This window comes from Streptomyces sp. BE303, from assembly GCF_036290945.1.
Taxonomy (GTDB): Bacteria; Actinomycetota; Actinomycetes; order Streptomycetales; family Streptomycetaceae; genus Kitasatospora.
On the sequence record NZ_JAQYWZ010000959.1, the window covers coordinates 1 to 15648 of the forward strand.

Consider the following 15648-nt stretch of genomic DNA (forward strand, 5'->3'; position numbering starts at 1 on the left):
CGGAAGCCGTTGGCGTTGATGTTCGAGTAGTGGGCGAAGACGTCCGGGCCGCCACCCTCCTGCTCGATGAAGCCGAAGCCCTTTTCCGCGTTGAACCACTTCACGGTGCCATTAGCCATAAAAAAAATCTCCTTCAAGGGCAGTCCGAAACACGTACAGCACGTGCTTCGAGTCGCCGCGATGAGCACCCACCCGGAAATATCCGGGAAACAAAAATGCGCCTGCGATACATCAGCAGGCGCACACAAAGTTCATGGGAACCACTACTGCAACTAAAACGACTCTAGCAGGCCCCGGCCCGCTGCGGGCGGATATTTCGCCCCGGGTTTTTCGACACCTCGCCCCGGGGTCGCCGGCACCGGGGCTCCGGGACGGCCAACGCACTCCGGGGGTAGGCCTGTTGGTGCGGTCAGCCGCACCGTCCGAGCCCGCGGCCCTCCGGGGCGGGCGCGACTCGCCCGGGTGCGGCGCGCCCGGCGTCGCCGCGACAGCCCCCCCAGGGCGCGCCCCGGGCCCGCCCGGGCCCGTCCGGCCCACCCCGGCCGGCGCCCCGCCCCGTTCCGGGGAGATCCGTCGGCACACGCGGCGTTACGGCCCGCGCAACCCGAATGCTTCGGGAAAGTCCCACCCCCGCGATATCCGGCGCATACTGGAAGGGATGAGGAAATCTGCAGCAGTCCACCGCCACCTGCCCACCAGCCCCTTCAAGGCCCGGGTCGAAGCGCCGCGCAAACACTTCGCCGTCGGTGACCGCGTCAGCCACGACACGTTCGGCCTCGGCCGGGCCATCGGGGTCGAGGGCGACAGCGACATCGCGGTTCTCGTCGACTTCGGATCCCGACAGGAACGCATCACCCAGCCCTACACCTCGATGCACAAGCTCTGACCCGGCGCCTCACCTCGCCGTTCACCCCGTCCCTCCGGCTCCGGCCGACGCACCGGCGGTCGTCGACGCCGGGCGTCCGGCCGATCGGCCGGCGGCACGCCCACGGGTCGCGCCGTGGGAACGCCGCGCCGTGGCAGCGCCGTGGAGACCACCCCGGGCAAGGCTAGGCGGCCCCGGCACGGTGTCCTAGGCTGGGAGTCATGTCGAACCCCGACGGGCTGCTCGTCGACATCGCCGCGATGGTCGAATCCGAGCACAGCAACCAGATGTCCTTGACCGTGGTGGTCCCAGGCGCGGTCATCACCGGCAGGCTCGCGCCGGTGACCCTGTGGTGGGAGCGGGTGGCGGAGGTCCTCCAGGCGTCCGATCACCTGAAGCCGTTCGCCGCCCTCTTCGCCCAGCCCGCAGACGGCCCGCCCGCGCGTCCCACCCACCTCCACCTCCACCGGGCGAAGATCCTCCAGGGCGACTTCGCGCTGCCCCACACCGGGGGCATGTACCGCATCGCCATCGAGGACGTCAACGCCTGGACGGTCGGAGACCTCAGCTACTCCGACACCTGACAGCCGCGGTCGCCCCGCCCTTCCCCTGCGAATTTCCCCTGCGAAGCACACACCCCTGCGGGTGATCCGGGCCCTCGGCGGCCTCGGATCACCCGCAGGGGTGGTTTCGGTCCGTGATCGGCTCCGGCGCGCAACGGCGCACCGGAGCCCCGGGAATCAGCGGGACATCAGCGGGACATCAACGGCCCTGGAGGGACTTGACGTTGTCGCCGAAGCTCCAGCCCTTGGAACCGTCCCAGTTGATCGACCACGTCATGAGCCCCTTGAGTGAACCGCTGAACGCGTTCCACGACTGGCTGACCAGGCCCGGCGCCATGTAGCCGCCGCCCGCGCCGGGTTGGGCCGGCAGACCGGGCACCTGCTTGTCGTACGGCACCTTGATCGTGGTGCCCTGGATGACCAGGCCGTTGTTCAGGCAGGTGGTCTGCGCGGTGAAGCCCTGGACGGTGCCGGCCTGGTAGGAGTCACCGGAGCAGCCGTACATGCTGCCGTTGTAGTACTGCATGTTCAGCCACCACAGCCGACCGTTGTCGACGTACTTCTTGATGATCGGGAGGTAGGAGCCCCAGATCGACCCGTAGGTGACGCTGCCGCCGGTGACGTACGCGGTCTCGGGGGCCATCGTCAGACCGAAGCCCGCGGGCATCTGGGCGAGGACGCCGTCGATGATGCGGATCAGGTTGGACTGGGAGGCGGACAGGGTGTTGATGTTGCCGCTCCCGGACAGGCCGGTCTCGATGTCGATGTCGATCCCGTCGAAGTTGTACTTCTTGAGGATCGGGACGACGGTCGCCACGAACTTGTCGGCGACGGTGCTGGAGCTGAGGTCGATGCCGGCGGCGGCACCGCCGATCGACATCAGGAGCGTGGCGCCGGCGGCCTTGGCCCGGCACATCTCGGCCGGGGTCGAGACCTTGACGCCGGCGTCCATGCCGTCCTGCCACAGGACGGTGCCGTCCGAGAGGATCACCGGGAAGGCGGCGTTGATGACGTTGTAGCCGTGCGCGGCGATCCGGCTGTCCGTGATGGGGACCCAGCCCATGCCGGGGTGCACGCCGTTCGCGGCACCGTCCCAGTTCTCCCAGTAGCCCTGCAGCACCTTGCCCGACGGCTTGGGCTTCGTCGGGCAGGTGTCACCCGGCGGCGTGGTCGGAGGCGTCGTGGGCGGCGTGGTGGGAGGTGTCGTGGGAGGTGTCGTGGGAGGGGTGGTCGGAGGCGTCGTGGGCGGCGTGGTGGGCGGCGTCGTCGGAGTGGTCGGCGACGGGCTGTTGCCGCCGGGGCCGGCGAGCGACACGTCGTCCACGTGGTACGCGGGCTGCCCGTACCAGCCGTGCAGGAAGACGGTCACCGAGGTGGTGTTCGCCCCGGTGGCGAAGGCCACGCTGAGCTGGCTGTAGGACGAGCTGCTCGGCGTCCAGGTGGAGGTGGTGCCCGTGAGGCCGGTGCCGGTGGCGCCCAGGTAGATGTAGCTGCCCTGGACGTACGCGCTCAGCGTGTACTGGGAGTTGGGCTGCACGCTGATGGTCTGGGCGCACTGGGCGTTGTCCAGGCCGGTCGGCGTCGCCTTGAGCGCGGAGGTGCCGGAGCGGACCGGGCTGCCGACGGCCGCGCCGGATCCGCCGGAACAGGTCCAGTCGGCGAGTCCGTTCTCGAATCCGGAGTTGGCCACCAGGTTGGGGGTGACGGCCCCGGCCGTGACGGTGCCGGCCACCGCGAGGCCGGCGCCGATGACGGCCGCGGCGCTCATCCCGGCGAGGGAGCGCCGCAGGACGGCCGGTCCGGGCCGGGTGCGGCCGGTCCGGTTCACGTGCGATGCGCGCTCCACGGCCGCCCGCTGCGGGCGGGGGGTTCGGGACGACTCGCTCCCGGCCCGGTCGCCTTCGAGGCGGCCGGGGTTCGCACCAGGGCGGGAATCGCCCGACAGACGCGGAGTACGGGACCTCCGACGGAACATGTTGTGCTCCCTTCCCGCCGAGCGCCATGGACATGACCGACGCGTGGGGGCGTGACGCCCGGCTCTGGGTGAGGTGGGGACATGTGGGGCTGTGCCGGACCGGATCGTAGAAGGGGTGGCGAGGCCCGTCAATAGGTCTGGACCAATCCCGGGAGGCGCGGCCCGGTCGAGCGAGGGCGGCCCGCCGAGGGTCCGCGCACGGAAGGGCCGACAAGTACACTGGAGGTGAAGGCAGTTGTACCGATCACCCGGTCCGCGGCCCGGTGGTGGCCACGCCCACCGCCGCCTCCCTCGACCGGCCGACCGCAGGCGAGTTCCGGCCGCCGGCCGTCACGGGCGTGGCCCGGTGGCCGGATTCCCCCCACCGGGGGCGGCGGGCGCCGGAGGACCGCGTGGCGGCCGGGCCCGGCGGGACCGGCAGGTGATTGACCCGTCCCGGTGAACGTCGGCCGTTCTCAACGACGTTCGGCCACCGGGCTCCTAGGTTGGGACCTGGTTTCGCACCCCCTACCGAACGGGAGACCCGCATGGCCGAACAGGCCGACCTCATCCTCCACGGCGGCGAGATCGTCACCGTCGCCGAGCACAGCGACGCGTCGCCCGAAGCGGTGGCCGTCAAGGACGGCACGATCGTCTTCGTCGGCACCCGGAAGGAGGCGGAACACTGGAGCGGCCCGCGGACCGTCGTACGGGACCTCGAAGGCCGCGCCCTCCTGCCCGGGTTCATCGATGCCCACGGACACCTCGGCGGCATCGGCCTGCAGACCGTCATCGCCAACCTGCTGGCCGCGCCGGACGGCGACGTCACCGACATCGGCTCGCTGAAGGACAAGCTGCGCGCCTGGGCCGACGGCCCGACGGGGACTGACTCCGCGTGGATCATCGGGTTCGGGTACGACGACGCGATGCTCGACGAGGGCCGGCACCCCACCCGCGACGACCTCGACGAAGTGTCCACGGAACGCCCGGTGCTGGCCATCCACCAGTCGTTCCACCTCGGCGCGGTGAACAGCCTCGGCCTGCGGCTGCTCGGCTTCTCCGCCGCCACGCGCGACCCCGAGGGCGGGGTGATCCGGCGGCGGGAACTCGCCGTCCCGCCCTCGTACGGCGAGCCCGACGGCGTCCTGGAGGAGAAGGCGTTCACCCCGGCCTCGGAATCGGCACTCGCGGGGCTGCCGGAACGCGAACTGCGGGCGCTGTTCGTCACGGGCGCGGCCACCGCGGCGGCCTTCGGCTTCACCACGGTGCAGGAGGGCGGCACCAACCTCGCCAACCTCAAGGCCCTGCGGGACACGGCAGCCGCCGTGCTGCTCCCGGTCGACGTGGTCGCGTACGTGAAGGCCGAGGATGCCCTCGCCTCCGCGCTGGACGACCCGATCGGCGTGAGCGACACGTACGTCGACCGCGTCCGGGCGGCCGGGGTGAAGCTGGTCCTCGACGGCTCGCCGCAGGGGCGCACCGCGTGGCTGACCAAGCCGTACCTGACGCCGCCGGCCGGGCAGCCGGACGGCTACAGCGGGTACCCGACGGTGCCGGACGACGCGGTGGTCGCCAAGCAGGTCGGCACGGCGGTCGAGCGGGGCTGGCAGGTCCTGGCGCACGTCAACGGCGACGCGGCGATCGACCAGTTCCTCCGGGCGGTCGAGGCCGCCGGGCCGGGGCGGCGGCCGACCGTGGCGATCCACGCGCAGACGGCCCGCGAGGAGCAGGTCGAGGCGTTCGCCCGGCTGGAGATCGTGCCCTCCTTCTTCTCGATGCACACCTACTACTGGGGCGACTGGTACCGCTCGGTGGTCCTCGGCGAGGAGCGGGCGGAGGCCATCTCCCCCGCCCGCTGGGCGCTCGACCGGGGCCTGCGCTACACCTCGCACCACGACGCGCCGGTCGCCCTGCCGAACTCGATCGCCGTGCTGTCCAGCCAGGTGACCCGGCGCACCCGCACCGGCGCCGTCCTCGGGCCCCAGCACCGGGTGTCGCCCCTGGACGCCGTCCGCGCGATCACGATCAACGCCGCCCACCAGTACGGCGAACAGGACCGCAAGGGCAGCATCGAGGTCGGCAAGCTCGCCGACCTGGTCGTCCTCAGCGCCAACCCGCTGACCGTCGATCCGGAGGAGATCCGCGACATCGAGGTCGTCGAGACCATCAAGGCCGGCGCCACCGTCCACCCGCCCGCACCGACCGGCCGGGCCTCCGAGCCCCCGGCGGCCGACCCGGCGACCGCGCCCACCCCGCACTGGGGCTGCTCCTGCTGAACCGGCGGCCCCGGCTCGCCCCCACCACGACCGGCGGCCACGGCCGCCGGTCGTTCCCGGCCCGGGCCGGACGCACGGGCCGTCGGCGGCAATCCTGACGTCACCGGTATCGAGGCCGGTCCGCAAAGCCCGGCGGGCCGGGGTCGTGCACGAAAGGGCAATCCGGCCGGCCCCGTCGTATGGATGCCCTGGGCGCGACGGCGCCCAACGAGACCGCGAGCTGGGGTGCGCCGATCCTGGGCGGCATCCTGGGGTACAAGGGGTCCACCTGGACGGTCAAACCGCTGGGCGGGGACCGCTACCGGATCGTCAACGACCTCGGGTTCAACCTCACCGAGAACCCGGACACCTGCGTCGCCGAACAGCAGGCGTGGGGAAACACCCCCAACCAGAAGTGGGAGTTCGTCAGCCTCGGCGACGGCAAGTACCGGATCCGGATCGACGACGACAACTGCCTCACCCACGACTCCGACCACAAGCAGCTCGGGGTGTGGACCTGCGAGGGCGGCTGGAAGCAGGAGTGGTCCTTCCAACTCCTCTGACCGGCGGTCCCTGACCGCACCCGCCCGCGCACGAGGCCGAGGCCGTCCGCCCCTCCCGCCGGACGGCCCGGACCTCCCTCCTCAACGAGGCGGGAGTGATCGCCGGGCACGCCAGCCTGGTCGACGTGCCCGGCGCGCCGGCGATTCCGCGCGCGACGGTCTGGAAGCGCTGACGGCCGCGACCCGCGGTCACCCCGGCCCGGCAGGGGCGTGACCCGCGAGCGCGACCGCCCCGTTGCGGACTGCGGGATCAACGACACGTCAGCAGTACTTGAAGGAACTGATCCTGTCGTTGATCCACGACGGCACGGAGGGCCAGTGCTCCCGGGGGCCGATCCTGAACTCCAGCCCTCCGTACCCGTTGTGCTCGTAGAAGCAGATACTGCTCCCCGTGTTGTTCAGCACCGACGACGCGGTGTCCTGCATCCCCGTCCACAGGGCTCCGTCCCGCTTCAGCTTCCCCATGTCCGCGACGTTCTGGTCCGACGCGATCGACCCGAACTTGGAGCCGCTGGTGGCGCCGACATAGTCGTTCTCGGACCACAGGCAGACGTGATTGCCGGGGCACGCTCCGGCGCCCTGCCCGATGCCGAGGATCGTGGTGGCGCTCGCGGACGGCGCCGCCGTCATGATCAGTCCGATGACGGCGGCGGCACACAGTCCGAGCCTGACCGAATTCTTGGGCAATTTCCTTACCGTCCGTTCAGGTCCGGGAAGCGTCAGCAGTACTTGAAGGAGCTGATCCTGTCGTTGATCCACGACGGGACGGAGGGCCAGTGCTCCCCGGGGCCGATCTTGAACTCCAGGCCGGAGTACCCGTTGTTCTCGTAGAAGCAGATGCTGCTCCCCGTGTTGTTCAGCACCGACGACGTGACGTCCTGCATGCCCTTGTCCCCGGTGGAGCTCCGGGCGAGCTTTCCCATGTCACTGACGTTCTGGTTCGACGCGAAGGACCCGAACTTGTGGTCATAGACGAACTTCCCCTGAATGAAGTTGCCTTCCGACCACAGACAGACGTAGCCGCTGGGGCACGAGCCGGCCCCGTGGCCGATGTCGAAGACACTGGTGGCGCTCGCGGACGTCGCCGTGGCCACGAACAGCCCGGCCGCGGCAGCAGCACACACTCCGAGCCTCGTCATCGTGCTTTTCGAGAACATGGTCCCTCTCTTCCGGATTCGGCCCGACCGTGCCGATCCTGTGCTTCGGGTGGTTGACTCAGTGGGTTGGTGGATACCGGTTCGTTCGTCGTCCACAGGGCCGACGGGGCCGGATCAGCAGAACTTGAAGGAGCTGATCCTGTCGTTGATCCACGACGGGACGGAGGCCCACTTCTCCGAGGGACCGATCCTGAACTCCAGGCCGGAGTACCCGTTGTGCTCGTAGAAGCAGATGCTGCTCCCCGTGTTGTTCACGACCGAGGAGGCGGAATCCTGCATGCCCTTCCAGCGGAAGAGCTTGCTCTCGTAGGTGAACTTCCCCATGTCCGAGACGTTCTGGTCCGAACCCACGGCCCCGTAGTCGTACCCGCTCGCCGGATTCCCCCTGACGAAGTTGTTCTCGCTCCACAGGCACACCCAGTTGGCGGGGCACTTGCCGGATCCGGTCTGAATGTCGGTGAGGACGTAGGCGTTCGCACTCGTCGTCGTGGCGGTGACCGCCCCGACCAGCGCGGCAGCGCCCACCGCCACCCGCATCACCGTTCGCCGCAGGTTCCTCATGATCTCCTCCGCCTTCTCCGTCGGCCCTGACCGGCGCGTCCGCGCCGGCTGCCAGGGGTGTCGCTCCGGCGTGTCCGCCCTCGGAGCAACTCCACTGTGCCGTCGGGGCCGCACGGGCGGCATCAGTCATTTGACTGCTCTCGAACGACTGCTCTCGAAGCCGAGGCCGACACCGACGCCACACACGGCGGTTCCACGTGCACGGCCCCGCCTCCCGGTCGGGAGGCGGGGCCGTGAACACCGTGCGGGCAACGGCTATCCGAAGCCGCGGGCGTCCTGCTTCAGCGCCGTGTCCACGGTCAGCGCGGTCGCCACGACGAGGCTGAGCAGCGGGTCGGCGAGCGGGCGGTGGATCTGGAGCACGTAGTTGTCGGCCGTGGTGAACATCGTCTTCGCCAGGCCCTCCCAGGTCTTGGTGATCCGGGCGATCTCGGTGTCCGTCCCGTCGACGATGGAGAAGTTCCAGGCCCGCCAGTTCTCCGCCTTGACGGCGCCGACCTTCTGCCCGCCGACCTCCAGCGCGAAATTGATCTTCCCGATGGCGTTCTGCTGAACGATCTGGCCGACCTCCTGGCCGTCCGGACGCTGCACGACCACCCGCGACTTGATGAACTTCGCCGGGCGGGTGAGCAGCAGCACCGGAGTGCCCTGCGCGTCGCGGATCTCCAGTTTGTGGGTCAGGTACTGGTCGAGGGAGGTGAGCAGCCGTATCGCCTTGCGCAGTCCGCTCTGGCCGACCTGGACCACCGAGCCCAGGGTGGCGCCCTGCTGGTCGAAGACCGAGTACTCGTTGGTCAGCTCGATCAGCTTGGCCTTCTGGTTCACCACCAGGACCGGCTCGGAGAAGAGGGTGCCGCCACCACCGTGGACCGGTCCGACGCCCGCCTGCTGCTGGACCTGGCGCTGGACCTTGGCGAAATCGCCGACCGGAGCGGCCGGCTGCCCGGGGATACCGGGCGTGTTCGTGTTCTGGGACATGGCGGGCAGGTTAGGCTCAATCCTCCTCCGGTAGCCAGAATCGTTTCGAACGGCCCGGGTTCGTCCGAGACCCCGAACAGGGCCTGCGGCCTGCGCGTTCGGGTGTTGCGAGCGACAGCCGGCCGGTGTTCGAAGCCGCGGGTGTGACCGATGTCACGTCAGGAGCCCGCCCGCCTGCGAACGATCCGGCCGCTCGAACCCTTCGGCGACCGCGCCACGGGTGCGCCGGTCGGGGCCCGGGGGTCAGCGGGCGGCGGCGGTGACGAGGGCTTCGATCTCGGGGACGACGGCGGCGGGCGTGGGGAGGGCGTCGTTCTCGGCGCGGAGCCGGAGCGCGCCGGCGCGGAGTTCCGGGTCCGCGACGAGGCGGGCGAGCAGGGCGGCGTCCACGTCGCCCGACGCGGAGCGCAGGCCCGCGCCGGTGGCGGCGAGGGCGTCGGCGACGGCGAAGCTGTCGGCGCCCTGCGGGAGGATGAGCTGCGGCACGCCGGCCTGCATGCCGGTGAGCGTGCTGCCGGACCCACCGTGGTGGATCACCGCGTCGCAGACCCTCAGCAACTCCGCCAGCGGGGTCCACGGCAGCGGGCGGACGTTGTCCGGAAGGGTTCCGAGGTCACTGAGGTCGGCGCCGCCGACGGCGAGCAGGAACTCCGCGTCGACCGAGGCGGCGGCCTCGATCAGGCGGGCGATCGCGTGGACGCCGTCCACCTCCGTGACCACGGTGCCCAGGGTGACCGCGACCCTCGGCCGGACGCTCCGGCGCAGCAGGCCGGCCGGAACCACGCCGCCGCCGTTGAAGGGGAGGTAGCGCATCCGCAGCCCGCCCGGGTCGCCGCCGAGCGAGGCCGGGACGACGTTCAGCGCGGTGGACTCGGCCGGGGCGGCCACCCCGTACGCCTCGTAGACGTCGGTGAAGTGACCTGCCAGCCGCGCGGCCAGCGAGAGGCCGGAGATGACGCCGAAGTTCTGGAGCGCGGTCGGGATCCCGAGCTTGGCGCCGACCAGTTGGGCGGAGGCCAGGCAGGAGTCGTGGACCAGGAGGTCCGCGCCCCAGCCGTCGGCGGTGGCCAGCAGGTCGTCCACGGTGGAGCGCGAGGCGTGGGCGAAGGCCGCCGCGGCCCGTTCGAGGATCTCGTCCTGGGTCATCTCCGGCCGGGCGAAGCGCATGGTCTCGCCCTCGAAGGCCTCGAAGGAGTCCTTGAGGGACCGGCCGTCGCCGATCTCCACGATCGGGAAGCCGGCCCCCCGGATCGGCTCCAACGGCTTCGGGACGGCGAACAGGATCTCGTGCCCGGCGGCCCGCAGGGCCTGCGCGGTCGGCACCATCGGGAACTGGTGGGTGGGCGCGCCCGGGCCGGTGAAGAGTATGCGCACGACAGTCTCCAGGTCGTTCATCGAATGATCGCTAATTCGGAAGGGCGCGGGCGGGGCCCGCACGCGCCATCATCTGATGAACCGTCATTGCTGCTCCCGGTACGATCGATAACCGGACATTCTCGTACCGGGCGAGGCGGCAGGGGCCCGCCCGGCGCGGTCCGCGCGCTCCCCGGCCTTGTCGGAGGCCGCGTTCGCCCGCCCCTGCGCGGGAGCGGACAACGACGCGGCCGCCGGCCGCCCTCGGGTGGAGGGCGGCCGGCGGCCGGAGGTACCACCGGGTTCAGGAGGTCGGGTTCCCGACGAGCTGGACCGGGCCGTTCAGGGTGTTCGGGGTGCAGCCCGGAGCGGCCAGGGTGAGGTGGTCACGGGTGTTCACCACGCTCAGCGGGCCGGTCAGGACGGTGCCGCAGAGCTGCACCGTGCCCGCGCCCACCGCCTGGACCGGGCCGGTGATGTCCGAGCCCTTGACCACCAGGCTCGCTCCCGCGCGGACCACGACGGGCCCGGTCTGCCGGGCGCCGGTCAGGCAGGTGGTGCCGCGCGAGACGACCAGCGGCCCGGTGTGTCGGCCGGTCACGGTCTCGGTGCAGGCCGGACCGGTCGGAACCTTGGCACGGAAGTCCAGGGCGTAGGCGAGCTTGCCGGGCTTGGCCTCGGTGATCGGGGCGCTCAGCTTGCCGAACTCGCCGCCGGTGGGCTTCTTGCCCGCGTTCCACGGGTTCAGCCGGCCCAGCTCGTCCGCCGTGCGGCCTCCGGTGATCACCGTGTCCCCCGGCACGGCCGACATGGCCTGGGAGGCCGTCCGGACCGCGGCCAGGTACGAGGTGCGGTCGGTCGTGCTGTACGAGCCGGGCAGGCCGATGCCCTGGCCGCGGAGCCAGTCGCCCCAGAGGAACTCCAGGTACTCGGCCGCGCCGTCCGGCACCGAGTAGCCGATGTCCCGGGTGAAGTAGACCAGGCTGCGGTACGGGTCGTCGTGGAAGTACGCCAGGCCCAGGTGCTGCGGCAGCTGCTCGACGGTGATCGGCCGGTTCTGCTCGTCGATCAGGCGGACCCAGTTGCGGGCCCGCATCTCCTGCCAGAAGGCGGCCGGGGACAGGTCGCTGAGGTTGGCCTGGACGATGAGGCGCAGGTGCAGCTCCGGCCCGCCGTCCGGGGCCTCCAGGAAGGAGGTCAGCGTGTGGTGGCCGTCGGTCAGGTAGAGCGCGCCGCCCGGGCCCACCACGACGGTCTTCATCTCCGCGCGACTCGCCTCGGTCTCCTGGCCCAGCGGGACGGTGCAGGTGAACGTCGCCGGGTCGGCGAGCCGCGCGCCCGGCAGCACCGTGGCGGCCACGCCCTGGCCGTTGGTCTCGCACCAGTCGTCGAAGCGCTTGTTGGCGGCGCCGTTCAGCTCGTCCTTGGGAGAGGTGTAGCGGCCGAGCTTGTAGTACACCTCGTCGTAGCCGACCGAGGGTTGGGTGGGGCGCACCTGGTCCAGGGTCACGTCCAGCAGGTCGCCCGGCCGGGCCCCCGACGCCCCTCCCGGCGTTGTCGCGCCGGCCGGGCCCGCCGGGGCGGTGGCCACGCCGGCGGCAACCGCTCCGGCCGGGGTGGCGAGACCCGCCAGCCCGCCCAGCGCGAGCATGCCGGCCGCCGCGGCGACGAGCGCGCTGCGGCCCGGGCTGCGGCGCGGGGGGACGGGCGCGGGGACGGGGCCGGTGCTCATGGTTCTCCTGCGGCTCGACGGCTGAAAGCGATCACTGCTGGCGCACATCCATCCATCACTCCCGGCTCGACGGGTGGCCGCAGGGCGTCCCCGGGGTTGCGGGTGCGTGAACCCTGGTCGTCGCCGTTCTCGGGGCCGGGGCCGGCCTCGCGGTCGTAGCGGCGCGCGGTGACGCCCTGCCACGGCGACGACCGCGTGCCGCCCGAGCCGGGGGCGCCGCCCCGTCCGACCTGCCGAAGCCTGCGCCCGCACCCCCGGATGTTATGGGCCGCTGACATTGGCGCGGCCGGTGCCGCCGCTCACATACTCCTGTGAACGGCAGGTTGATGGGCCACCGACAACCCGAAACGGGTGTCCGGCCCTCCCCCCCTCCGCTCCCCCGACACCCTCACCGAAGGAACCCTCATGCGCCCTTCCCGACCCCTGTCCGCCGCGGGAATCGCCCTCGGCCTGGTCATCACCGCACCGGCCTTCATCGGCACCGCCGCGGCCGCCCCGACCCCCATCGTCGGCGGCGAACAGGCCACCTCCACCTACTCGTTCATGGGATCCATCCAGGTCAACGGCGGCCACTACTGCGGCGCCTCGCTCATCTCGCCCGAGTGGATGGTCACGGCCCTGCACTGCACGTACGGCCGCAGCGGCCCGCTCCAGCCGTCCGCCCTGCGCGTCCGGATCGGCTCCAACGACCACCTCGGCGGCGGCACCCTGAGCGGGGTCTCGCGGATCGTCCGCCCCTCCGACGACCAGAGCATGGCAGGCCAGGACATAGCACTCCTGCGCCTCAGCAGCAGGGTCACCAACACGCCCGTGCCGATCACCGCCACCACCCCGCCCGACGGCTCCGCCACCCGGCTGCTCGGCTGGGGGCAGACCTGCCCGCAAGCCGGCTGCTCCACCTCCGCGCCCCGCTACCTCAAGCAGCTCGACACCAAGGTGCTGCCCGACAGCTCCTGCGACGACATGGTGAACAGTCGCGAGCTGTGCATCGCGGGCACCACCTCCGCCACCGCCTGCTACGGCGACTCCGGAGGCCCGGCCCTGATCACCCGTAACGGCCGGCGCGAACTGGCCGGCGCCACGAGCCGCAGCGGCACCGACAGCGACACCTGCGGAGTCGGCGGCGCCATCTACACGGACCTGGCGTCCTGGCGTCCCTGGATCCAGGAGTACACCGGCACCCTCTGAGCCGTCGCTCCTGCGGCGCACCCCCCGCACGAGGGGTCGAGCCGCCGGACCGCGGCCGGCCCGGGTCGCACGACCCCGCTCCGGCCGCGGTCCGCCGTCCGAAAGCTGACAGACCGCCAGGTATGGACCAGCGCCCCACACTTCACGCCTCACGTCTCGCGTCTCACGCCGGAACCGTGGACATGACATGGGGGCGTGAACTAGCCTCGCTCAGCCATGGAACTGGAACTGCGGCACCTCCGCATCCTGCTGGCGATCGCCGACGCGGGCAGTCTGAGCAGGGCAGCTGCCACCCTGATGCTCTCCCAGCCGGCGATGACCACCCAACTGCGCAGAATCGAAGCCTCCTTCGGCCAGCCCCTCTTCGAGCGTTCGGCTCGCGGGGTCGCCCCCACACCGGCCGGTGAACTCGTGATCCTGCACGCCCGTGACGCCGTGGCCAGCGCCGACCGGATTCGCGGCTGCCGCCGCCGGTCGGCGGCCGACCTGGAGCCGGTGACGGTGGGCGGCAGCTCCGGCCCGTTCCTGGGCCATCTGGCGATCCACCTGCCGGCCTCCCTGAGCAACCCCGTGAGCTTCGTGCAGTGCGCGACCACGGGGGAGGCCATGAGCCGGGTCGCGGACCGGTCCATCGCCGCAGGGTGCCTGGTCGACCTGGACGGCTTCGGCACGGCACCGCCCGACGGGGTCGTCGTCGACGTCATCGGACTCGAACCCGTGGTGGTCGTCCTCCCTGCCGGGCACCCCCTCGCCCGACAGGAGCGGGTCGACCTCGCGGGCCTCGTCGGCGAAACCTGGCTCCTCCCGCCCCACGATCCCGGCTGCGACGACTACGGGGCGCTCGTCGCGGCCTGCGGAGCCGCTGGATTCGCGCCGCGCGTCTCACCGCTCCGCATCGGACAGGTGGGCGTCCTGTGCGACCTGGTCACCCAGGGCGTCGGCCTCACCCTGCTGCAGGGATCGGCCAGAGCCCGGGAGGGCGTGGTCATGCGAAGACTCGCGGGCGACCCGCTCCTCGGAAGACACGTGCTGGCCCTGCACCGCGAGTCACCCCTCATCGGCGCCCGGTCGCTGCTGCTGGCCCTCGTCCGGGACGCCTTCGATGCCCGGTGCATCAAGCCGGACTGACGCCCCGGCGGGAGAGCGGCTCGCCCACCACCCCCGGGCTTCGAGTCCGTCTGCGGCAACCGCGACCGGGCGCCGTTGCCGGGAACGGGCGTAACACCCGCGGGCCGGCCGTCGATTTACTTGACAGTTCACCGCCAAATCAGGGGCGCCCGCCCCTTCGCGGAGGTGGCGATGCCCACCGCCCGCGCCACCCCCTCCCCTTCGTCCCGGGGAGACCGACCCCACGTAAGGACCGTCATGTCCCACTCGAAGTGGTTCACAGCCATCGGCACCGCCGCGGCCATCACCGTGATCATGGCGCCTGCGGCGCAGGCCGTGTCCACACCCGACGCCGCACGGACCGGCACCGCCGCCGTGACCACCCTCTACTACGACGCCACCCGGGCCGCCGGCTGGGAAGCCGCCGTCTCGGCCGGCGTCGCCTCCTGGAACGCGAACACCAAGAACGTCAAGCTGGTGGCGGCCCGGCCCGGCACCCGCGCCGAGATCCAGATCGTCGCCACCACCGGCTGGCCGCAGGCCACGCTGGGCCCGGTCCGTCCGGGCGGCCAGGCCCGGGTGGAACTCGGGAACCAGGCCGTCACGGAGGGCCACGACAAGACCCGCATCGCCGCCCACGAGATCGGCCACAACCTCGGCCTGCCCGACACCAAGCCCGGACCGTGCTCCCAGTTGATGTCGGGCTCCAGCGCCGGCACCACCTGCAAGAACGCCGTCCCCAACGCAGCCGAGCGGTCCCGGGTCGAGTCCGCCTACGCCGGCCGCACCGCCACGGTCGACCGGGCGGAAGGCCGCCTGCTGGTCGACGCGTCCTGACCGTCCGGCGGCGAGGGCAGCGCCCCCTGCCCTCGCCGCCCGGACCGGGGACGGTGGCGGCCGGTGCGCCGCACGGCCCGGCACACACCGGCCGCCGCCGATCGGCCCCCTCGTGAGGGCGATCCCGGCTACTGGTGTTGGCCCGGGCGGGTGAAGGTCCCCTCCGCCGGGCATCGGAGCCGGTCAGCGAAGGTCCGAGGTCCTGCTGTTCGTGTCGCCTCCCGACAGCGAGGTTCCTGTGTCACCTGTCCGACAACGGCGGCTGCGTCCGCCGCACGTCCTGTCCGCGTTGCTGGCGGTGGCGCTCGGTACGGGCGCCGCCTAGCTGGCCGTCACCTCCCAGGCCGCCTCCGCGGGGACCCCGAGGGCCGGAGCCGTCCGGGCGGACTCGAAGCCGGTGCCCGAAGCGGCCGGGCCGAAGCCCCGGGGGGCCGGGACGCAGCGCCCGATCGGCCCCGACCCGGTGGTCGACCTGCTGGCGCACGGCAACCTGGCGATGGCCTCCAACTTGGTTCTGACCTGCGACGACAGCGAC

The 15648-nt window shown here is 71.7% G+C and carries 15 protein-coding genes; 7 read left to right on the forward strand and 8 right to left on the reverse strand.

Going from position 1 to position 15648, the window contains the following annotated elements; translation table 11 throughout:
- A partial coding sequence (locus tag PUR56_RS40660; protein ID WP_329952318.1) for a cold-shock protein occupies positions 1-119 on the reverse strand: 119 nt, incomplete at its 3' end.
- Positions 120-658: 539 nt separating this feature from the next.
- Here PUR56_RS40660 and PUR56_RS40665 point away from each other — a divergent pair.
- Positions 659-886 carry a hypothetical protein gene (locus PUR56_RS40665; RefSeq protein WP_329952670.1) on the forward strand — a complete coding sequence of 76 codons (228 nt, stop codon included), beginning with the start codon at positions 659-661 and terminating at the stop codon, positions 884-886.
- A gap of 200 nt (positions 887-1086) precedes the next feature.
- Positions 1087-1449 carry a hypothetical protein gene (locus PUR56_RS40670; protein WP_329881505.1) on the forward strand — a complete coding sequence of 121 codons (363 nt, stop codon included), beginning with the start codon at positions 1087-1089 and terminating at the stop codon, positions 1447-1449.
- Between the two features lie 178 nt (positions 1450-1627).
- Here the strand turns inward: PUR56_RS40670 and PUR56_RS43720 are convergent, their stop codons facing one another.
- Positions 1628-3196, reverse strand: a complete 1569-nt coding sequence (locus tag PUR56_RS43720) for a carbohydrate binding domain-containing protein (RefSeq protein ID WP_443034632.1) — start codon at positions 3194-3196, stop codon at positions 1628-1630.
- 734 nt (positions 3197-3930) lie between these two features.
- Between PUR56_RS43720 and PUR56_RS40685 the strand changes: the two genes are divergently transcribed.
- Positions 3931-5658 carry an amidohydrolase gene (locus PUR56_RS40685; protein ID WP_329881506.1) on the forward strand — a complete coding sequence of 576 codons (1728 nt, stop codon included), beginning with the start codon at positions 3931-3933 and terminating at the stop codon, positions 5656-5658.
- 179 nt (positions 5659-5837) lie between these two features.
- Positions 5838-6200, forward strand: coding sequence for an RICIN domain-containing protein (locus tag PUR56_RS40690; RefSeq protein ID WP_329952671.1), 363 nt, complete (start codon positions 5838-5840; stop codon positions 6198-6200).
- Positions 6201-6461: 261 nt separating this feature from the next.
- Here the strand turns inward: PUR56_RS40690 and PUR56_RS40695 are convergent, their stop codons facing one another.
- From PUR56_RS40695 to PUR56_RS40720, 6 genes are all read right to left on the reverse strand, one after another.
- Positions 6462-6887 (reverse strand): peptidase inhibitor family I36 protein, encoded by a 426-nt coding sequence (locus PUR56_RS40695; protein ID WP_329875284.1) that lies wholly within the window; start codon positions 6885-6887, stop codon positions 6462-6464.
- Between the two features lie 32 nt (positions 6888-6919).
- Entirely contained in the window at positions 6920-7357 is a 438-nt protein-coding gene (locus PUR56_RS40700; RefSeq protein ID WP_329952672.1) for a peptidase inhibitor family I36 protein, read from the reverse strand.
- Positions 7358-7471: 114 nt separating this feature from the next.
- Positions 7472-7918 (reverse strand): peptidase inhibitor family I36 protein, encoded by a 447-nt coding sequence (locus PUR56_RS40705; RefSeq protein ID WP_329875280.1) that lies wholly within the window; start codon positions 7916-7918, stop codon positions 7472-7474.
- 255 nt (positions 7919-8173) lie between these two features.
- On the reverse strand, positions 8174-8896 hold the full coding sequence (locus tag PUR56_RS40710; RefSeq protein WP_329952673.1) for an LURP-one-related/scramblase family protein: 723 nt from the start codon (positions 8894-8896) through the stop codon (positions 8174-8176).
- A 243-nt stretch (positions 8897-9139) separates the two neighbouring features.
- A complete protein-coding gene (locus PUR56_RS40715) occupies positions 9140-10291 on the reverse strand; it encodes a glycosyltransferase (RefSeq protein WP_329952674.1) in 1152 nt (383 codons plus the stop codon).
- Between the two features lie 262 nt (positions 10292-10553).
- The gene (locus PUR56_RS40720) at positions 10554-11981 is read right to left on the reverse strand and encodes a ParB/Srx family N-terminal domain-containing protein (protein ID WP_329952675.1); all 1428 of its coding nucleotides are present in this window, start codon (positions 11979-11981) and stop codon (positions 10554-10556) included.
- Positions 11982-12386: 405 nt separating this feature from the next.
- On the opposite strand from PUR56_RS40720, the gene PUR56_RS40725 reads away from it, so the two are divergent.
- The 3 genes from PUR56_RS40725 to PUR56_RS40735 all read left to right on the forward strand — a co-directional run bounded on the left by PUR56_RS40725 (position 12387) and on the right by PUR56_RS40735 (position 15113).
- On the forward strand, positions 12387-13169 hold the full coding sequence (locus PUR56_RS40725; RefSeq protein WP_329875272.1) for a S1 family peptidase: 783 nt from the start codon (positions 12387-12389) through the stop codon (positions 13167-13169).
- 216 nt (positions 13170-13385) lie between these two features.
- On the forward strand, positions 13386-14297 hold the full coding sequence (locus PUR56_RS40730; protein ID WP_329875270.1) for a LysR family transcriptional regulator: 912 nt from the start codon (positions 13386-13388) through the stop codon (positions 14295-14297).
- Positions 14298-14534: 237 nt separating this feature from the next.
- A complete protein-coding gene (locus PUR56_RS40735; RefSeq protein ID WP_329875268.1) occupies positions 14535-15113 on the forward strand; it encodes a snapalysin family zinc-dependent metalloprotease in 579 nt (192 codons plus the stop codon).
- Positions 15114-15648 lie beyond the last annotated feature (535 nt).